The organism is Mycolicibacterium gadium, from assembly GCF_010728925.1.
Classification (GTDB): Bacteria; Actinomycetota; Actinomycetes; order Mycobacteriales; family Mycobacteriaceae; genus Mycobacterium; species Mycobacterium gadium.
The window spans coordinates 2,653,725-2,673,034 of sequence record NZ_AP022608.1 but is presented as its reverse complement, the minus strand read 5'-3'; the positions used below and the strand labels follow the sequence as shown (position 1 = coordinate 2,673,034).

General features: G+C 66.8%; 19 protein-coding genes. 12 read left to right on the top strand and 7 right to left on the bottom strand.

What is annotated here, in order from left to right; all coding sequences use genetic code 11:
• Positions 1–68: 68 nt before the first annotated feature.
• The 7 genes from G6N36_RS13060 to G6N36_RS13030 all read left to right on the top strand — a co-directional run bounded on the left by G6N36_RS13060 (position 69) and on the right by G6N36_RS13030 (position 7,096).
• Positions 69–2,903: an ATP-binding protein gene (locus tag G6N36_RS13060; protein ID WP_163686884.1), complete on the top strand. Its 2,835-nt coding sequence runs from the start codon at positions 69–71 to the stop codon at positions 2,901–2,903.
• Positions 2,900–3,328 (top strand): roadblock/LC7 domain-containing protein, encoded by a 429-nt coding sequence (locus G6N36_RS13055; RefSeq protein ID WP_163686883.1) that lies wholly within the window; start codon positions 2,900–2,902, stop codon positions 3,326–3,328. Before G6N36_RS13060 ends, G6N36_RS13055 begins: the two co-directional genes overlap by 4 nt.
• 7 nt (positions 3,329–3,335) lie before the next feature.
• Positions 3,336–3,707: a DUF742 domain-containing protein gene (locus G6N36_RS13050; protein WP_163686882.1), complete on the top strand. Its 372-nt coding sequence runs from the start codon at positions 3,336–3,338 to the stop codon at positions 3,705–3,707.
• Positions 3,688–4,299 carry a GTP-binding protein gene (locus G6N36_RS13045; RefSeq protein ID WP_179964775.1) on the top strand — a complete coding sequence of 204 codons (612 nt, stop codon included), beginning with the start codon at positions 3,688–3,690 and terminating at the stop codon, positions 4,297–4,299. Before G6N36_RS13050 ends, G6N36_RS13045 begins: the two co-directional genes overlap by 20 nt.
• 4 nt (positions 4,300–4,303) lie before the next feature.
• Positions 4,304–4,867: a pentapeptide repeat-containing protein gene (locus G6N36_RS13040; protein ID WP_163686881.1), complete on the top strand. Its 564-nt coding sequence runs from the start codon at positions 4,304–4,306 to the stop codon at positions 4,865–4,867.
• Positions 4,868–4,894: 27 nt separating this feature from the next.
• Positions 4,895–5,743, top strand: coding sequence for a pyridoxamine 5'-phosphate oxidase family protein (locus G6N36_RS13035; RefSeq protein ID WP_163686880.1), 849 nt, complete (start codon positions 4,895–4,897; stop codon positions 5,741–5,743).
• Between the two features lie 78 nt (positions 5,744–5,821).
• The gene (locus G6N36_RS13030; RefSeq protein WP_163686879.1) at positions 5,822–7,096 is read left to right on the top strand and encodes an amidohydrolase family protein; all 1,275 of its coding nucleotides are present in this window, start codon (positions 5,822–5,824) and stop codon (positions 7,094–7,096) included.
• Here G6N36_RS13030 and G6N36_RS13025 read toward each other — a convergent pair.
• The 3 genes from G6N36_RS13025 to G6N36_RS13015 all read right to left on the bottom strand — a co-directional run bounded on the left by G6N36_RS13025 (position 7,068) and on the right by G6N36_RS13015 (position 11,046).
• A complete protein-coding gene (locus G6N36_RS13025) occupies positions 7,068–7,904 on the bottom strand; it encodes a GNAT family N-acetyltransferase (protein ID WP_163686878.1) in 837 nt (278 codons plus the stop codon). The genes G6N36_RS13030 and G6N36_RS13025 overlap by 29 nt on opposite strands.
• Positions 7,905–7,908: 4 nt before the next feature.
• Positions 7,909–10,575, bottom strand: coding sequence for an FHA domain-containing protein (locus G6N36_RS13020; protein ID WP_163686877.1), 2,667 nt, complete (start codon positions 10,573–10,575; stop codon positions 7,909–7,911).
• Between the two features lie 63 nt (positions 10,576–10,638).
• On the bottom strand, positions 10,639–11,046 hold the full coding sequence (locus tag G6N36_RS13015; RefSeq protein ID WP_235690033.1) for a nuclear transport factor 2 family protein: 408 nt from the start codon (positions 11,044–11,046) through the stop codon (positions 10,639–10,641).
• A 49-nt stretch (positions 11,047–11,095) separates the two neighbouring features.
• On the opposite strand from G6N36_RS13015, the gene G6N36_RS13010 reads away from it, so the two are divergent.
• Together G6N36_RS13010 and G6N36_RS13005 are read left to right on the top strand one after the other, a co-directional pair.
• Complete coding sequence (locus G6N36_RS13010) at positions 11,096–11,659, top strand: TetR/AcrR family transcriptional regulator (RefSeq protein ID WP_163686875.1); 564 nt, start codon at positions 11,096–11,098, stop codon at positions 11,657–11,659.
• A 57-nt stretch (positions 11,660–11,716) separates the two neighbouring features.
• Entirely contained in the window at positions 11,717–12,208 is a 492-nt protein-coding gene (locus G6N36_RS13005; protein WP_163686874.1) for a hypothetical protein, read from the top strand.
• Here the strand turns inward: G6N36_RS13005 and G6N36_RS13000 are convergent.
• Entirely contained in the window at positions 12,205–13,401 is a 1,197-nt protein-coding gene (locus G6N36_RS13000) for an NADH:flavin oxidoreductase (protein WP_163686873.1), read from the bottom strand. The genes G6N36_RS13005 and G6N36_RS13000 overlap by 4 nt on opposite strands.
• Positions 13,402–13,459: 58 nt before the next feature.
• Between G6N36_RS13000 and G6N36_RS12995 the strand changes: the two genes are divergently transcribed.
• The 3 genes from G6N36_RS12995 to G6N36_RS12985 all read left to right on the top strand — a co-directional run bounded on the left by G6N36_RS12995 (position 13,460) and on the right by G6N36_RS12985 (position 16,127).
• Positions 13,460–14,317 carry a bifunctional methylenetetrahydrofolate dehydrogenase/methenyltetrahydrofolate cyclohydrolase gene (locus tag G6N36_RS12995; protein ID WP_163686872.1) on the top strand — a complete coding sequence of 286 codons (858 nt, stop codon included), beginning with the start codon at positions 13,460–13,462 and terminating at the stop codon, positions 14,315–14,317.
• The gene (locus G6N36_RS12990) at positions 14,314–14,607 is read left to right on the top strand and encodes a DUF3017 domain-containing protein (RefSeq protein ID WP_163686871.1); all 294 of its coding nucleotides are present in this window, start codon (positions 14,314–14,316) and stop codon (positions 14,605–14,607) included. The genes G6N36_RS12995 and G6N36_RS12990 overlap by 4 nt, the downstream gene beginning before the upstream one ends.
• A 140-nt stretch (positions 14,608–14,747) precedes the next feature.
• Entirely contained in the window at positions 14,748–16,127 is a 1,380-nt protein-coding gene (locus G6N36_RS12985; RefSeq protein WP_163686870.1) for a cytochrome P450, read from the top strand.
• On the opposite strand, the gene G6N36_RS12980 is transcribed toward G6N36_RS12985, so the two are convergent.
• From G6N36_RS12980 to G6N36_RS12970, 3 genes are read right to left on the bottom strand one after another with little or no spacing between them, the layout of a single operon-like run.
• Positions 16,063–16,824, bottom strand: a complete 762-nt coding sequence (locus tag G6N36_RS12980) for a class I SAM-dependent methyltransferase (RefSeq protein ID WP_163686869.1) — start codon at positions 16,822–16,824, stop codon at positions 16,063–16,065. The genes G6N36_RS12985 and G6N36_RS12980 overlap by 65 nt on opposite strands.
• Positions 16,821–17,954, bottom strand: coding sequence for a homoserine O-acetyltransferase MetX (gene metX / locus G6N36_RS12975; RefSeq protein WP_163686868.1), 1,134 nt, complete (start codon positions 17,952–17,954; stop codon positions 16,821–16,823). Before metX ends, G6N36_RS12980 begins: the two co-directional genes overlap by 4 nt.
• A complete protein-coding gene (locus tag G6N36_RS12970; protein WP_163686867.1) occupies positions 17,954–19,294 on the bottom strand; it encodes a bifunctional o-acetylhomoserine/o-acetylserine sulfhydrylase in 1,341 nt (446 codons plus the stop codon). Before G6N36_RS12970 ends, metX begins: the two co-directional genes overlap by 1 nt.
• Positions 19,295–19,310 lie beyond the last annotated feature (16 nt).

Genomic DNA, 19,310 nt, shown 5'->3' with positions numbered 1-19,310 from the left:
GGGCGAATTATCAGGAAGCATATGAACCACGCTCCAAAACTGAAATGCCGACACGCGGGCGAACGCCGATGAACGCCTTTTCGCAGGTGGAGCCGTCGGGCGACGCGCCTGCCAATTTCGAAGCCAAAGCCGCGCCGCCGCCCACGAGGCCGAGCCGGTGGTCGGTTTCCAATTGGCCGGTCCGCTGGAAAGTATTTGCGATCGTATTGGTGCCACTGGTTCTCGCAGGTGTATTTGGCGGGTTGCGCATCTACAGCAGCGTCACCGAAGCAACGGATTTGCGTCGTGCCGCCGACCGCACCGAAATGGTGCCTGCGATCGTGGACTACATGGCGGCGCTCGACCGCGCAATGTTGGCGAGTTCCACCGGTGGTGATCCCCAGTCCGCCCTCACCGAGTTCGATTCCAGCAGGCAGGAATTGCAACGCCGGCTATCCGACGCCGACATCGCCGACGACGTTCGCAAGGGCGTCACGAGCATGATCGACGGCGGCCAGGCGCTGATGGACAGGGTCACGGCCAACAACATCAACCTGTTCGAGCGGGTCACTACCTATGCGCCGATCCTGCTCACCGCAGAGGACGCCATCAACGGGTCCGTCCGCGTCGACGACGAACGCATCACGGCCGAGACGCTCGGGTTGTCCCGCGCGGTCGGTGCCCGCGGTCAGATGATGATGCAGCAGCTGCTGGTGAACCTCGGCGGCGAACTGCCAGAACCCGAGCTGCGCACCAGGATGATCGCGTTGGCCGGCACGGAGCCCTCGACGCTGTTCGGCATGAGCCAGGTGCTCGGCGTCGGCTCGGCGGAGGCTCAGCAGTTGCAGGGCGAGATGGTCAAGCGGTTGGCGATCATGTCGGATCCGGCTGCGGTTCTGGTCAACAACCCGGACCTGCGCGCCTCCGAAGCGGTCACCGATCAGATCGCGGGCCAGATCATCACCGACGCCACCGATTCGGTGACGTCGACGGTGGACGAGCGAGCGGCCGCGCAGCGTACGGCGACCATCCGGGATGCGGCCATCGTCGGGGGAGCGATGCTGCTGGCCCTGATCGTGGTCATCGCGGTGGCGCTGTCGCTGGTGCGACCCCTGCGCCGACTGCGCGACAGCGCCCTGCGGGTGGCCCACGACGACCTGGCCCGCGAAATCGAATACGTGCGTGCCGGCGGCGATCCGGGACCGATCGACCCGATCCCGGTGTACACCTCCGAGGAGGTGGGCCAGGTCGCGCACGCCGTCGACGAACTGCACGAGCAGGCGGTGCTGTTGGCCGGCGAGCAGTCGCGGCTGCAGCTGCAGGTCGGCGACATGTTCGAGACCCTGTCGCGGCGCAGTCGCTCACTGGTCGATCAGCAGCTGTCGCTCATCGACCGGCTCGAGCGCAACGAAGAGGATCCCGAGCGGCTGGAGAGCCTGTTCCGTCTCGATCACCTCGCGGCCCGGATGCGCCGCAACGGCGCCAACCTACTGGTGCTCGCCGGCGCCAAGGTCCAGCGTGAGCAGGCGGAGCCGGTGCCGGTCTCGGCCGTCATCAACGCCGCGGCCTCCGAGGTCGAGGACTACACCCGCGTGGTGACCGCGACGGTGCCCGACAGCGAGGTCGCCGGCTCGGTGGCGGGCGACCTCGTGCACCTCGTGGCCGAGCTGCTCGACAACGCACTTCGCTACTCGCCGCCGATTTCACAGGTGCGGGTGTCCGCGGTGCACACCGGCCAGGGTGGCCTCGTCATCGAGGTCAGCGACATCGGTCTCGGCATGACCGATTCGGACCTGCGGGTGGCCAATACGCGTCTGCAGTCCGGCGGTGAGGTCACCCCGTACACCGCGCGGCACATGGGCCTGTTCGTGGTCGGACGGCTGGCGGCGCAGCACGGTCTGGTGGTCAGGTTGCGCAGCACCATTGCGGGCGAGCCGAATTCGGGCACGACCGCAGGGGTCTACGTCCCTCCCGAACTGCTCGGCGGTGCGGATGCGCCGCATCAATACGGCGAGCCCGAGTACGCGGCCGATGCGCACGCGGGCATCGCGACCGCGTTGGCACTCGACGACGACCATTCGGACGGCTGGGGTGACTACGAAGACGAGCCGCAATACCGCAACGGCCATTCCGAGGTACCGGTCGCGTTGTTGCCGCAACGCGATCCCGGCGCCAGTGGGATCTCCGACGTCCCGGCGTCGCTCGCACCGCCCACGCAGCAGGACGAATGGGCAGACGACGAGTGGCCGGAAGACGAGTGGCCCGAGGACTCGATGCCCGCCCAGACCGGCGAGTGGGGTGCACCTCCTGCGCCCGCCGAGCGCCCGACTGACACGTCGGGCTTCTTCGCCGCACGGCAGCAGGCGGCGAGCGACAGTGTGGTCGCCCCGGCCGCGGAACCGGTTCGCCCGGCACCGCAGCCCGAACCGCCTCGGCCCGCGCCGCAGCCCGCGGAGCCGTCAGCCACCTCGGGCTCGGACGATGCGATCTATCAGCGGATGCTCTCCGAATGGCTGGTCGATCCGACGGAGCTGGCCAACAGCGCCGATCTGAATTGGGAATCGGTGTGGGACAGCGGCTGGTCGGCCGCCGAAGCCGCCGACGAGGCTCCGGTCGAGCAGCACACCGAGGAGGGGCTGCCGGTGCGTGAGCCCGGCGCCCGGCTGGTACCCGGCGCGGCTGAATCCGCAGCTAGCGACGTCGAATACCACCGAAACGGCGGCGCTGACAGGAACACCGAGGTCGACGACGAGGTAGCATCGGCGGCTGAGTTCGGCTCCCCGGGGCCGGACGCATCATTCGCAAACGGTGATGTACCGCAGCGCGATCCCGATGCTGTCCGTGCGAGTATCAGCAGCCATTTCGGCGGTGTGCACGCGGGCCGCTCGCACGCGCGAGAGACCAGAGGAACAGATAGCCAGTGAACTCCCCGACCTACCCGCCACGATCGACGCAGCGCGATTCGCTCGACTGGCTGGTTTCGAAGTTCGCGCACGATGTCTCCGGGGTGACCCATGCGGTCCTGGTGTCCGCGGACGGACTCTTGATGGCCTCCAGTGAGCACATCCCGGTCGAACGTGCCGACCAGTTGGCCGCGGTCGCCTCCGGGTTGGCCAGTCTGTCGACGGGTGCCGCGCAGCTGTTCGACGGCGGCTACGTCATGCAGTCGATCGTCGAGATGGAGAACGGTTATCTGCTGTTGATGCGCGTCGGCGACGGTTCGAACCTGGCGACGCTCGCATCGCGCAACTGCGATATCGGCCAAATCGGTTACGAGATGGCGATTCTGGTGGAACGGGTGGGCGCCGTGGTGCAGTCATCGCGGCGGCGCGCACCTCAGCACATGTGAACGGCCGATGGACAACTGGGAGCGGGAGGTCGACGACGAGCCGAGTCTGGTCCGGCCCTACACGCTGACGGCCGGGCGCACCGAGGCCCGGTTGAATCTGCCGTTGGAAGCACCCATCGGAAAGCTCACGACGACCAAGCCGCCGCGCTGGCCGGGAAACGATGTGCGGGGCCGAATACTCACGATGAGCGTCGAGGTCCCATCGGTCGCCGAGATCGCCGCGGGCCTGGCCCTACCGCTCGGGGTCGCACGGGTGCTGATCGATGACCTCGTCACACAGGGATATCTGCAGGTACACACCACGCTCGGCGATTCGGAGACCGATGACGAACGACGAGATCTCATAGGAAGGACGCTGCGTGGCCTCAGGGCACTCTGAGAGGCGGCATGCCTCGACGGACCCGGCGACGAGGCGGGCCGCCGCTTCGACGAAGATCGTCATCTCCGGCGGCTTCGGCGCGGGCAAGACGACGTTCGTCGGCGCAGTCTCCGAGATCATGCCGCTGCGGACCGAGGCGTTGGTGACCAATGCGTCCGAAGGGGTCGACGGCCTGGACGCGACCCCGTCCAAGACCACCACGACTGTGGCGATGGACTTCGGCCGGATCACCCTCGGCGAAGACCTCGTGCTGTACCTGTTCGGCACACCCGGTCAGCGCCGGTTCTGGTTCATGTGGGACGACCTCATCCGCGGCGCTATCGGCGCGGTGATCCTGGTCGATGTCCGCCGCCTGCAGGACAGCTTCGCTGCGGTCGACTTCTTCGAAGCCCGCCGCTTGCCGTTCCTGATCGCGATCAACGAGTTCGATGGTGCACCAAGATATTCCACTCAGGCGCTGCGCAAAGCGCTGGCGCTCTCCGACCACATCCCGGTGGTCACGGTCGACGCCAGAGACCGACACTCGTGCCGGGAGGCGTTGATCGCGGTCACCGAATACGCGCTCGACGCCCTGTCCTCGCTGCCCGGCTGACTCGGTGGACGAGGACGAAGAGGTCTGGGTCGAAAGGGAGTTCGTCGCGTACGACTTTCGCGACGAGGATCTCAGCCGACTGCGCACCGAACGTGCGGTTTTCGACGAATGCGACTTCCGCGGTGTCGATCTGGCCGAGTCCGAGCACGTCGGCTCGGCGTTCCGGAACTGCCGATTCGAGCGGGCCAGGCTGCACCACAGCATATTTCGGCACTGCAGCATGCTGGGATCGGTGTTCACCGAATGTCAGATGCGCCCGCTTGAGCTGGTCGAGGTCGACCTCACGCTCGCGGTCCTCGGCGGTTGTGATCTGAAGAATGTCGACCTGTCCGGATGTCGGCTGCGGGAAGCCAGCCTCGTTGACACCGACCTGCGCAAAGCGGTGTTACGCGGCGCTGACCTTCGCGGCGCTCGCGTGCAGAAAACCCGCCTCGAGGAATCCGATCTTCGGGGAGCGCGCACCGACGCGACGTTCTGGACCACTGCGGCCCTGCGCGGCGCGAAGATCGACGTCGACCAGGCGCTGGCCTACGCCGCGGCTCACGGTCTGAACATCCATGGGGAATAACCGCTGTACCGTCTGGTTGAGAGCATCATGACTGCGCAGACGGGGTTTCACGACGGAGAACTCGCGGTTCAGGACCGCGCGGGCGTCCGCGCGCAGGCGGCGCGCCTCGGGGAGGCGATGCTCGCCACCCCTGATCTGAACGGCGGCATGGGTGCCTTTCTGGCGGCCCGCGACTTCGCCGTGCTGACGGCCCGTGACGCCGACGGCCGGTTGTGGACGTCGCCGCTGCTCTCCTCGCCCGGGTTCCTGCAGGCAGGCGACCGCGAGCTGAAGGTCCACGCCCTGCCCTCGCCCGGTGACCCGTTGCACGACCTCGCCGCGGAGCAGCCGGTCGGATTGCTCGCCATCGAGTTCGCCACCCGTCGCAGGGTCCGGGTCAACGGCACCCTGGCCCAGGTCGGCGACGCCGGTCTACTGCTCGCGGTCGAACAGGCATACGGCAACTGCCCCAAGTACATTCATCCACGCCATCTCGAACGTTCCGACACTGCGGCGCCGGCTATCGAACACCTCCCTGCGCTCAGCGCTGATCACGCACAGCTCATCGCCGGCGCCGACACCTTCTTCCTCGGCACCATCCATCCGTGTCGTGGAGCGGACGCTTCCCATCGGGGCGGCCCACCCGGATTCGTCCGTGTCGAGGGCAACCGCCTATGGTGGCCGGACTATCCGGGCAACAACATGTTCAACAGCTTCGGCAATCTCGCGGTGGATCCCAGTGCCGCGCTGCTGTTCATCGACTTCGACACGGGCACGACGCTGCACATCTCGGGCACCGCCACCGTCGAATGGGTGACGCCAAGCGACATCGACGGTGGGACGGGACGTCGCGTCAGCCTGACGGTCGAGTCGGTGGTGTGGGGTGCTCGCTGGTGAGCGCGCGCAGCAGATCTCGCGGGTCTGGAGCGAGACATTCTCACCCGACGACTGGCTGTTGTCCTGAAAGATGGGGCAATGGCAGCCACCTGGGACACGATCGACCGCTATGTCGTCATCTCGACGGACACGCACGCCGGAGCGGATCTCTACGACTACAAGAAGTATCTGCCCGCGCGACTCCACGATGACTTCGACGCATGGGCGAAGACCTATGTCAGCCCATTCGACGACCTGATCATCGCGACCGCCAAACGCAACTGGGACCACGAGCTGCGCATGTCGGAGATGGACGCCGACGGGGTGGCGGCCGAAGTGCTGTTGCCCAACACCGTGCCGCCTTTCTTCCCGACCTCGCCGAACATCACGATCAGCCTGCCGCGCACCCGCGAGGAGTTCGAGCACCGATGGGCGGGGGTTCAGGCCCACAACCGATGGCAGATCGACTTCTGTGCGCTGGCACCGGATAGGCGTCGCGGGCTGATCCAGATCTTCCCCAACGACATCGAGCTCGCGCTGGAGGAGATTCGCTGGGGCGCGCAGCAGAAGTGTTTCGGTGGGGTACTGTTGCCCGCGGTTTCGCCAGGTGATCCGAACGTCGCGCCGCTGTTTCACACGCGCTACGAACCGATCTGGGCGCTGTGCACGGAACTCGACCTGACCCTGGTTCAGCACGCGGGCGCCGGCAGTCCGGTGATGCCGATGGATCAACCGGCGTCCAACGCCGTGCTGGTGACCGAGATGGCGCTGTGGGCGCAGCGTACGGTCAACCACCTCATTCTGGCCGGGGTGTTCGAACGTCACCCGACACTGCGCTTCGTGCCGACCGAGCAGGGCACGATGTGGCTCCAAGACCAGATGGCCTTGCTCGACGTCATGGTGCCCAGCATGAAAACCGAGGCGGGCAATCGCACCTACGGCATGTTCGGCGGGTCGTCGATCGACGAGCTCACCCTTGTGCCGAGCGAGTATGCGAAACGCAACTGCTACCTGGCGTCCGAACTCACGCCCTACGAGAAGTCGATGATCGACTACATGGGTGCCGACCACATGATGTGGGGAAGCGACTATCCGCACGAGGAAGGCTTCACGCCGCATTCCAAACTGGCGATCCAGTGGGCGCTGCACGACCAGTCCGAGGACACCTGTCGAAAGATCCTCGGCGGCAACGCCGGTCGCCTGTACCGATTCGATCTGGACGCCCTTGCGCCCATCGCCGCCAAGATCGGGCCAAGGGTCGCGGAGGTCGGGACACCGTTGGGCGATACCGGTTACGTTGCTCCGCCCGCGTTCGGCTACCGGCCGTTCGAGGGTGGGCTGGCCCTCAAACGGTTTGCACCGCAGCGGGTTTGACCAGGATCGCGCGCGTGTAGAGCAGGTCGAAACCGCGTCGCTGCACGTTTTCCTGGGACTTCGAACCGGGCGCCGTCGTGACGACCGCGATGTCGCACCCCGCCGCGGCCGCGTCGACGAGCCGCGCCGCCAGCAGCGCCGTCTGTACCCCGCGTCGGCGGTGTGCGGGAGCGGTCGCGGCACCGGTGAGTTGCGCAATGCCGTGGGCGAACCGAACACTCGCCCCGCCCGCGACGGCTCCGTCGGCCGTCGCGACGTAGCGAGTCGCCCCGGCGGCCACCATGTCGCGGGTCGCGACGGCAACGACGTCGCGCGGGAATTCCTCGTGCGACGCGACGCCTTGGGTGTCCGGGTTGGCGAAGCCTTCGACGACCGTGTCGAGCCAGGTCTCGAAATCCTCGTCGGCGCCGGGTCGAACATCGACACCGGGCGGTGTGACCCGCTCCAACCCGTCGGCCAGCGGGCGGCCGAGCACGTTCTCGAAGGAGACCAGCTGATAGCCGCGGGCTGTCAGCGCCGCGGCGATCTCGGGGTCGGCCAGGTGCGCCAGCTCGACCTGGGTCGGGCAGCCGCGCGACCCGAAAGCTGCTTCGATCATGTCTAATTCGGCGTCGGAAGGCACGCCGCCGAAACCCAGCCCGACAACCTTGTTGAACGGCGAGTTCGCACCGGCGAAGCACGCCGCACCGCCGGCCACCGCGATCTCGAAGCCCTCTCTGCCACGGCGCCGTGCCGCGTCGGCACCGGCGGCAATGAGACCCGCCTCCGCACGCTCGATGCGCTCGGCCAGCGTGGTGCTGCAGAACATCGAATCAGTTGGCAGCGGCGAGCCGGATCTTCCACCGCACCAGGCTCAGGTAGCCGACGCAGATCAGCCCCTGCATGGCCATGTTGAACCACCAGGCGCCCGCGGTGTGCTTCCAGTGCGAGTCCTGTGGTGTCAGCGGGCCCGGTACGAGCCTGATCAGATCGATCGTCGATGCGGTCGAGGCGAAGCCCCAGCGGGCTGGGGTGACCCACGCCATCTGGTCGAGCACGATGCGACCGGTCACCGGGATCATGCCGCCCTGGAACACCAGCTGCGACATGATCGCGATCACCAGCAGCGGCATGATCTGCTCGTTCGACTTGGCAATCGCCGAAAGCGCCAAGCCGACCATGGCCGCGCCGACGCAGCACGCCGCGACGTCGACGTATAACTCCAGGGACCGGTTGGGTATCACCGCGCCGCTCTCGACGGCACCGGGACCCCATCCTTTGCCCCAGATGTTGATGGCGACAACGATGCCGGACTGCAGTAACGCAAAGCAGGAGAATACGAAGACTTTCGCGAGCATGTAGGCGGTCGTCGACAATCCGACCGCCTGCTCGCGCAGGAAAATCGCCCGTTCACCGATCAGCGCCCGGATCGTCAGCGCGGTGCCCATGAAGATGGCGCCGACGTTGAGCAGCACCAGAATCTGTCCCGGCTCGTTCGGCGCTTCACCGCCCTTGATCGCCGGAACGGGAACCCCGAAGCCGACGTCTCCGGGCACCGACAGCGACAGTGCGCCCATGATGAACGGCAGGAACGCCAGGAAGAGGAAGTAACCGCGATCCGAGATGATCAGTCGCATCTGGCGGCGGGCGATCGTCGAGAACTGCCTGCGCAGACTCGTCTTGGTCGGTGCGCCGAGATCGGACGGTTTCTCGATCGCCGGGGGCGGCGGTGGCGGCCCGTGCTGGGCGAGGTAGCGCTGCTTGGCCGCTTCGGGGTCGCCGGCGACCGAGCTGAAGATGTCGGCCCAGTTGGTGGTTCCCATCGACGAGCCGATCTCGCTGGGCGGCCCGTAGAACGCGGTCTTTCCGCCCGGCGCCAGCAGCAGCACCTGGTCGCAGACATCGAGATAGGTCAGCGAGTGCGTCACCACCAATACGACGCGGCCCGCGTCGGCGAGCTGGCGCAACATCGTCATCACCTGACGGTCCAGTGCCGGGTCCAGACCCGAGGTGGGCTCGTCCAGGATCAGCAGCGACGGTCCGGTCAGTAGCTCGAGGGCGACGGAGGCGCGTTTACGCTGACCGCCGGAGAGCTTGTCGACGCGGGTCTCCAGGTGCTTGGTCATCTCGAGTTCCTCGAGTACCTGCATGACGACCTGCTCGCGGTCGGCCTTCGTGGTGTCCGGCGGCAACCGCAGCTCGGCGGCGAACATGAGCGCCTGCCGGACGGTCAGCTGGCCGTGCACCACGTCGTCCTGGGGGACCATGCCGATCCGGGAGCGCAGCGAGGCGTACTCGGCGTGGATGTTGTGACCCTCGAAGGACACGGTGCCGCTCGTCGGATGGGTGTAGCCGGCCACCAGCTTCGCGAAGGTCGACTTGCCTGCGCCCGACGGGCCGATCACGGCGGTCAGGGTGCCGGGGCGCGCCGCGATCGAGATGCTGTCCAGCAGAGTCTTGTTGCCCTCGATGGTCCACGTCACCGAGTGCACTTCCAGGCCACCGGTCTGGGTGGCCGCTGCGGTCTCGGTGCGACGGGCCAGCGTGCCGCCGGTGAACACGAGGTCGATGTTGCCGATCGTGACGGTGTCACCCTCACGCAGCAGCGCCGAATCGACACGGGCGCCGTTGACGAAGGTCCCGTTGATGCTGCGGTTGTCCCGGATCTCGGTGCCGTTCGGTGTCGGCAGCAGTGTCGCGTGATGTCGGGACGCCAACACATCGGGTACGACGATGTCGTTGTCGGTGGCCCGGCCGATCTTGATCGCGCCCGGGCCGGCTGCGGCGGCGGGCCTATTCGGCCGCAGGATCTTCAGCATGCTCGTCGCGAGATTGCCCTCGCCCGCACGCGGCGCTGCGGTCGGGCCCATCGCGGTGACCGACTCGAGCGCCGGTTGCGACATCGGCTGTGAAATCGGAGGTGGCCGCAGCGGCGGCGCGGGGCTCGACGGGCTGGACGAATACGCCGGCCCGCCGCGGGCGGCCGGTTGTTGTGGCGAGGACGGGTATCGCGGTTGCGGCGCGGACGGGTACGCCGGCGGGCGCTGCGTGCCCGGTGGCGGCTGCGGCCGTGAAACCTGCGGCGAGGAGGCCGGCGGATGTGACGGTGTCTGCGTGGGCCACGACGTGTCAGCCGCGCGCGCCGCGTTGATGGGTACCGACTGGGTCGGTGTCCGGCCGGCGGCGCCTTGATGCCGCCCGATCTCGAAACTCAATTGCGGCCCATCGGGATTGCCGATGTTGAGATGCTGACCGTCCTGCAAGTCAACGGTGGGCACCCGACGGTTGTTGACGTACATCCCGTTGAGGCTGCCGTTGTCGATGGCGACCCACCGCCCCTGGTCGAACCGCAGCACAAGGTGCGCGCGCGAGATCAACGGATGTGCGATTCGGATGTCGGCGCGAAGATCGCGGCCGACGACTACGTCGTTGCCCGGCGCGAAAGTTCGGGTCGACCCGTCGTGTCGAACGGTCAGCGCGGGTGGGGCTGGTCGGCTCATCGCGACCAACTCTATCGGTATGACACCGATCTCGGCGCAGGTCTGGGGGTCGTCAATCCGCAGTCATCGGCGCGGAATGCGCCATTGGGCAGTGTCAGTGATCTGGTGCAGTGCGGTGATCCGGTCGTCTCGCGTCGTGATGACGTGAGCGAAAGCGGCATCGACGGCAGTCGCGCCGTCACGCGAAGGACCCCGGTACCGACCGATCACGACGATCCGGTCGTCGTCGACGGGGAGGAATTCGTCGGGGTCCACGGTCACGTCGTACAACGCGTCAATGCGGCCCCAGACCCCGGCGATCATGTCGTGCGGGCCGTTGTGCCGGCCGCCGACATCGTGGGGCATACCCGTGCTGACAGTACCGACGAAATCATGGGTGAGCAGCGCGAACAGCTCGTCGGCTGCGGACCGGGCGATGGCGTCGTAGAAGCGTTGCGCGACTGTGACGGGACCGGATTCGGAAAGGGACACGGGTCCTCCAACCTTCATAATAGAGAGTGATCTCTATTATGATAGGACGATGCCGCGGCCCGCGCGATACACCGTCGACCAACTGCTCGACGCCGCCGCGACCCTGCTGGCTGACGAGGGCCCGGCCGCCGTCACCATGTCGGCTGTCGCGCGCGCGGTGGGTGCGCCGAGCGGATCGGTGTATCACCGCTTTCCGACGAAGGCCGCACTGTGCGGCGAATTGTGGATTCGTACCGAAACGCGCTTCCACACCGGCGTCACCGCGGCGCTATCCGAACCGGCAGACCCGCAGACCCGGTGTGTCGCCGCAGCCCAGTTCACGGTGCGGTGGTGCCGCGATCATCCGAACGAGGCGCAGGTGCTGCTGGCCGGGGCCGACGCGCTGGCCGCCGCGGACTGGCCAGAACACCTGACCGCGGCCAGGCGACGTCTGCACCGCAAACTGCGGCACCTCATGAAAGAGGTGCCGGCCGCGACGGATCGAGTCAACGCCGCCGTTGTCGACATTCCCTATGCCGTCGTCCGGCGGCATCTGCTGGCCGGGCAAGCCATCCCCGGGAGCGCGGACAGCATCGTTGCCGACTGCGCGATGGCCCTCATACCTGCCGGCTGAAAAACGCAAATAAATGCCGGTTCGTCCGGCGAGTCGTTCGGCGTCGAAGCTGTGTTCGTGGTGTCGTTGGTCATGGTGTCCAAGCCGCCTGCAGCCCTGCTCACGGGCGTGGCGGCGGTGTTTGGAATGGCCGCGGCGCTCACGTCGCCGACGGCAGCCGCAGACCCGGCGTACCCCACCGATGATCGAGGTTTCGTCGACTCTCAGATTCGTTGCGACGCGCCCCAGTCGGCGGTCGCATTCAGCCGCACCGAGCAATCCATCGTGGCGATCTGCGTGGACCAGGCCGGCCGCTACCAATACCGGGGAGCGCAGGTGGCCAACAAGGACGCCGTGCTCACCGTGGTGGCCGAACCGACCGTGCCCGGCGAATTCTTCGCCCAAAAGGACGGCGTCACCTACACCGTGACCGCGCAGAACCTGATCATCAAGACCGACGAGTGGGTGCGCACCGAACCGGTGCTGCAATTCGGCACGCAGCCGATGCTCGCGGTGGAGATGCCACTGAGCCGCCCCGGCGGCGACGTCGCGCCGGTGCCGCCCCGCTAACCGGGCGAACCTGTGACCACACAGTGCGTGTGGCTGTAGATCGTGGCCATGCACTTGTTGCAGTGCGTGCACAGCGACCGGATCGAGTGGGCGTCCCCGTCGTCCCGGATGCGGTTGATCAGATCGGGCTCGGCGAGCAGCGCTCGTCCCATCGCCACGAAGTCGAAACCCTCGGCCATCGCCAGATCCATGGTTTCGCGATTCGTGATGCCGCCCAACAGGATCAGGGGCATCTTCAGTTCGGCGCGGAACTGCTTGGCGTCGCGCAGCAGGAAAGCTTCCCGGTAGGGGTAGGCGCGAAGGAACTTCTTGCCGGTCATCCGGATGCCCCAGCGCAACGGTGGCTTGAACGCCGCCGCGAACTCCTTGACGGGTGCGTCACCGCGGAACAGATACATCGGATTGACCAGTGAGCTGCCCGCAGTGAGCTCGATGGCGTCCAGACCGCCGTCGGACTCCAGCCACTTCGCCGTCTGCAGCGACTCCTCGAGTGAGATGCCCCCGCGCACGCCGTCGGCCATGGTCAATTTGGCGGTGACCGCGATCGGAGTGCCTTCGGCCTCCACCGCGCGTCGCACCGCCATCACCATGCCGCGCGCCACCTTGGCCCGGTTCTCGAGCGATCCACCGAATTCATCGGCTCGGCGGTTGATCAGCGGGCTGAGGAACGAACTCGCGAAATAGTTGTGCCCCAGGTGGATTTCGACGGCGTCGAACCCGGCTTCGATCGCCATCCGGGCGGCGTTGGCGTGCGCGGCGATGATGTCGTTGATGTCGTCGCGTGTCGCCTTCCTGGCGAACCGCATCGAGAGCGGATTGAAGAACCGCACCGGCGCATATGCCGTCGCCTTCGTTGCGCGGGCATTGGCCACCGGCCCGGCGTGACCGATCTGCGCGCTGATCGCCGCGCCCTCGGCATGGATCGAGTCCGTGAGCTTCTTCAGCCCGGGCATCGCCTCCGGACGCCACCAGATGACGTTGCCCTCGGTGCGCCCACCCTTCGTCACCGCCAGATACGCGACAGTCGTCATGCCGACTCCACCCGCGGCGGGCAGCCGGTGATAGGTGATCAGGTCGTCGGTGACGAGCGCGTCCGGCGATGAGGCCTCGAACGTGGCCGCCTTGATGATTCGGTTGCGCAGCGTCACCGGGCCGAGTTTGGCCGGGGTGAACACATTGGGCTGTGTGTTCATACGCAGTGAGCATGCCAGACTGGCTTCGCGGCCGAGCGAAGCGACGGGAGAATCTTGCGTGGGTGCGATCACATTGGACGGTAAGGCCACACGGGACGAGATTTTCGTCGACCTCAAGGAACGGGTGGCGGCGTTGACCTCCGCAGGTCACACGCCTGGACTGGGCACCGTGCTGGTCGGCGACGACCCGGGCTCACATGCCTATGTCCGGGGCAAGCACGCCGACTGCGCCAAAGTGGGCATCAACTCCATCCGCCGCGATCTGCCCGCCGACATCAGTCAGGCCACGCTCGACGAGACCATCGACGAGTTGAACGCCAACCCCGAGTGCACCGGCTACATCGTGCAATTGCCGCTGCCCAAACACCTCAACGAGAACGCCGCCCTGGAGCGGGTCGACCCCGGCAAGGACGCCGACGGGTTGCATCCGACGAATCTCGGCCGGCTGGTTCTCAACGAGCCTGCGCCGCTGCCCTGTACACCGCGCGGCATCGTGCACCTGTTGCGCCGCTACGAGGTGGAGATCGCAGGCGCCGAGGTCGTGGTGATCGGTCGCGGGGTGACAGTCGGCAGGCCCCTGGGTCTGCTACTGACCCGTCGCTCCGAGAACGCGACGGTCACGTTGTGCCACACCGCGACTCGGCATCTGCCACAGCACACCCTCGAGGCCGACATCATCATCGCCGCGGCGGGGGTGCCGCACATGGTGACCGCCGAGATGGTCCGTCCCGGCGCCGCGGTGATCGACGTCGGAGTCAGCCGCGACGACGCGGGCAAGCTAGTGGGCGACGTACACCCCGACGTCTGGGACGTGGCCGGTCACGTGTCACCAAACCCCGGCGGAGTCGGTCCTCTCACGCGCGCATTCCTGCTCACCAACGTGGTGGAGCGAGCCGAGGTGCTGGCGGCTCAGTGACATTGCGGGAGTTCGCGCGCAAGGTGTTCGGCCGGCAGTGGCCAATTCTGCTGCCCGGCGTGATCGTGGTGGCGGCCTTCGCGCTCGTGGTCGCCGGCTACTGGCGGCGCGGGGCGCTCGTCCTTGCCATCGGAGTGGCCGTCGCCGCGGTGCTGAGGCTGACCCTGCCCGAAGACCGGGCGGGCTTGCTCGCAGTACGCAGTCGCGGCATCGACGTCGCCACGACCGCCAGCGTCAGCGCGGCGATTCTCTACATCGCGTGGACCATCGATCCGTTGGGCACCAGCTAGCGCGACGCCGCCGGCGCTGAGGGCAGTAGGCCTTCGTTCCAATTGAAGTAGTCAACTACGCTGGCGCCCCCACTGGCGCCTTGCGACGCTCCACCAAGCCGACTAGAGCCCACGCGGCTCTGCTTGCGATGGAGGATGTCATGGTCGTGAAGGTCGAAAGCCTCGAACTGAGTACGCTCCCGCCCGTCCCGAAGAATCCGCTGTCGTATTGGCAGACAGTGCGTGCTGTCAGGTCGTTGCACTTCGGTGTCGAGCAGCTGCGCAATGCCGGCGGCCCGGTGACGCGATTCAGCCTGGGTCCGAGGTGGCTCATGCCTCCGGTGGTGTTGGCAGCCTCGCCGCAGGGCATTCGCGACATTCTGGGTCGCAAGGACGATTTCATCGAGAAGACGGTCGTCCATCAGGAAATGCGCCACCTGCTCGGCGGCAACCTGTTCGACCTCATGCACGACGAATGGTTGCCTCGAAGACGTGCGCTGCAACCGGTTTTCACCAAACAGCATGTCCGTCAGTTCGGCGGCCATATGTTCCAGGCCGCGGAGACGGTTGCGGCCCGCTGGCCCGACGGTGGCGAAGTGGACCTCGACACGCAGTGCCGCTCCCTCACCATGCGTGCGTTGGGTCGCTCGGTGCTCGGATTAGACCTCGATGAACGCGCCGACACCCTGGCCGAGCCGATGCAGATCGCCCTCAAGTACATCGCGGATCGGGCATTGCGTCCGGTGCGTCTGCCGAGGTGGCTGCCCACGCCCGCGCGCCGCCGCGCGCGGGCGGCCACCGATACCATGCGGCAGCTCGCGCAGGAGATCCTGCAGGCATGCCACGACGACCCGGCGAGGGACGCGCCATTGGTTCGGGCACTGATCGCCGCCACCGATCCCGTCACCGGAATATCTCTGTCTGACAGTGAAATTCGTGACGAGCTGATTGTCTTCATGGCCGCCGGCCATGACACCACCGCAACCACGCTGGCCTACGCGCTGTGGGCGCTGGGCCGTCAACCGGAATTGCAGGACCGCGTGGTCGCGGAAGTGGCAGAGCTGGGTGATCGTGAACTGACACCCGATGACATGTCGCGGCTGAGCTACACCATCCAGGTGCTACATGAAGCGTTACGACTGTGCCCACCCGGCGCCACCGGGGCGCGGATGGCGATGCGCGATGTCGAGATCGACGGTTACCGAGTCGAAGCGGGCACGCTGCTGTTGTTCGGTATCATGTCGGTGCAACGCGATCCTGCGCTGTGGGACGATCCGCTGACCTTTGATCCCGATCGATTCAGCCCCGAGAAGTCCAAGGGCCGCGACCGTTGGCAGTACCTGCCGTTCGGCGCGGGGCCACGGTCGTGCATCGGCGATCACTTCGCCATGCTGGAGGCCACACTCGCGCTGGCCACGATCATTCGGCTTGTCGAAATCCGCTCTCTGGACGACGATTTTCCGGTCGAGACGCCGTTCACGACCGTGGCCGCCGAGCCGATCCGTGCTCTCGTGAAAGCGCGGCGCGGGTGCACACCGTGACGTACGGCAGTGGAAGGCCGTTCGAGTTGGCCAGTGCGGGATGGGTGGCCAGTAATTCACGCACCCGGTCCAGGGTCTTGGTGCGCACCTTCTCCGGGGACGTGATGCAGTAGCTGCGTGAGGCGACCAAATCGATGACGGCCTGCGGTGTCACGTAATTCGTCCAGTCGACGCGGTGATGTGCGACATCAGTGAACACCTCTGGCAGCGTCGTTTTCTCGTTGAAGTGCGCATCCTCGTGGCCGATGATGGCGCCCAGATCCTTCACCCAGCCAAGCCGCTCGTCGCGCGCATTCCACACCAGGCCCAGCCGGCCACCCGGCCGCAGTACGCGCGCCACCTCCTTGACGGCGCGCTCGGTGTCGAACCAGTGCCAGGCCTGGGCCACCAGCACCGCGTCGACGCTGTCGTCGGGCAGCGGGATCTCCTCGGCCGTCCCCAGCAGCGCGGGGGTATCGGGAAGCGAATTGCTCAGTAGCTCAAGCATTTCCGGGATCGGGTCGACGGCGATGACATCCAGTCCGCGTTCGACCAGCCGCGTGGTCAGCTTTCCCGTCCCGGCGCCGAGATCGAGAACATCGCGCGCCCGGTCCGGCAACAGCCAGTCGATCGCCTCCGGGGGATAGGACGGCCTGCCGCGCTCATATGCCGCGGCTTCCGCACCGAACGACAGCGAGCGCTGCTGGCTGCTCGTCACCGCGCGGCCAACTCCAGCGTCTTGCGAATCAACTCGCCCACCGCCTCCGTCTCGACCAGGAACCCGTCGTGGCCGTAGATCGAGTCGACCACGTTCAGTTCGGTGCAACCCGGAAGCAGCTCGGCCAATTCCTGCTGCAGTCGCAGGGGGTACAGCCGGTCCGAGGTGATACCGCCGACCACCACCGGCACCGGGCAGCTGCGCAACGCCGCCTCCACGCCCCCGCGGCCGCGCCCGACGTCGTGGCTGGACAGGGAATCCGTCAGCGCCACATAGGTGCCGGCGTCGAACCGGGCCGACAGTTTGCGCCCCTGATACTCGAGATAGCTCTGCACCGAGTAGCGGCCGCCGGCCGCGGGATCCTCGTCGCCCTGTGGGGTGTTGGCGAAACGGTCGTCCAGTTCGGTCTCGCCGCGATACGTGAGGTGTGCAAACCGGCGTGCGATCTCCATACCGGTTCTCGGTGCGAGGCCGGTGTCGTAGTAGTCGCCATCGCACCAATTCGGATCGGATTTGATCGCCGCCACCTGCGTGCTCTGGGTGCCGATCTGGTCGGCGGTGGCGCGGGCCCCGACGGCCAGCACCAGCGCGGCGCGCACCTTGTCGGGATAGCCGACGATCCATTCCAGCGCCCTGGCACCACCCATCGAGCCGCCGACCACGGCGGCGACCTCGGTGATGCCCAGCGCACTCAACGCGGCGACGTCCGCTTCCACCTGGTCGCGCACCGAAACCGGCGGAAACCGGGAGCCCCACGCCTTACCGTCAGGATGCGGCGAGCTCGGTCCGGTCGATCCGCGGAAGCCACCGAGCACGTTGGTGGCGATGGCGCACCAACGGTTGGTGTCGATGGGCGCGCCGGGTCCGGCCACGCCTTCCCACCAGCCCTCGGTTTCGTCGCCCGGACCGGTTGGGCCTGTGACGTGGGAGTCGCCGGTGAGCGCGTGCAGGACGACCACCACGTTGTCGCGGTTGGGCGAAAGCTCACCCCAACGCTGCACGGCGATCGTGACGTCATCGATGACCGCACCGTTCTCCAGCGTCAGCGGGCCGATGTCGACGTAGCCGACTTCTCCTTCGGCGGGCAAGGTTTCAGGTTCCACGTCGAGTTCCTTATCGAGCAACGTCATCAGAATGCCGCCGCGGATTTCGGATCGGCCGACCCTCTGACCTGTTTGGCGGCGGCGAAGCCCTGTTCGAGGTCGGCCAGGATGTCATCGATACCTTCGATGCCGACAGCGAGGCGCACAAGCCCGGGAGTGACGCCGGTGGCCAGCTGTTCCTCGGGCGACAACTGCGCATGCGTCGTCGACGCCGGATGGATGACCAGCGACCGGACGTCGCCGATGTTGGCGACATGGCTGTGCAATGTGAGCGCGTTGACGAACGCCTTGCCCGCGTCGATCCCGCCGGCCAGCTCGAACGCCAGTACCGCACCGGTTCCCTTGGGAGCCAGCTTCTTTCCGAGCTCATACCACGGTGAGGTGGACAGCCCGGCGTAATTCACCGAGATGACGTCCCCGTGCCCGGCGAGGTACTCGGCGACGCGCTGCGCATTCTGCACGTGCCGTTCGACCCGCAGGCTCAATGTCTCCAGGCCCTGGGCGACCAGGAACGCGTTGAACGGCGAAGCCGCCGAGCCGAGGTCGCGGAGTAGCTGCACGCGCGCCTTCAATGCGTATGCGGGAGGGCCGAGTTCGGCGAACACCACACCGTGATAGCTCGGGTCGGGTGTGGTGAATCCGGGGAACTTGCCGTTGGTCCAGTCGAATGTGCCACCGTCGACGATCACGCCGGCGATCGCCGCGCCGTGCCCGCCGAGGTACTTGGTGGCCGAGTGCACGACGATGTCGGCGCCGTGGGCAAGCGGCTGGATCAGGTACGGCGTCGCGATCGTGTTGTCGACGATCAACGGCACGCCGTTGTCGTGTGCCACGGCGGCTACCGAGGGAATGTCGAGCACGTCTATTTGAGGGTTGGAGATCGTCTCGCCGAAGAACGCCTTGGTGTTGGGGCGCACCGCCGCCCGCCAGGAGTCCAGGTCGTCGGCGTCTTCGACGAAGCTGACCTCGATGCCGATCTTGGGTAGGGTGTAGTGAAACAGGTTGTAGGTGCCGCCGTAGAGCCGTGGGCTGGAGACGATGTGGTCGCCCGCGTTGGCCAGGTTCAGGATCGCGAAGTGCTCGGCGGCCTGACCGGACGCCAGGAACAGCGCCGCGACGCCGCCCTCCAGCGCCGCAATGCGCTGCTCGACGACGTCCTGCGTCGGGTTCATGATCCGGGTGTAGATGTTGCCCGGCTCGGCGAGACCGAACAGCGCGGCGGCGTGATCGGTGCTGTTGAACGTGTACGACGTGGTCTGGTAGATCGGCAGGGCGCGTGCGTTGGTCGCGCTATCGGGGGTTTGGCCCGCGTGGACCTGCTTGGTTTCGAACGCCCAATTCTGGCTTGGGTCTTCTGGCGCGCTCATGAGACGGCCCTCCATT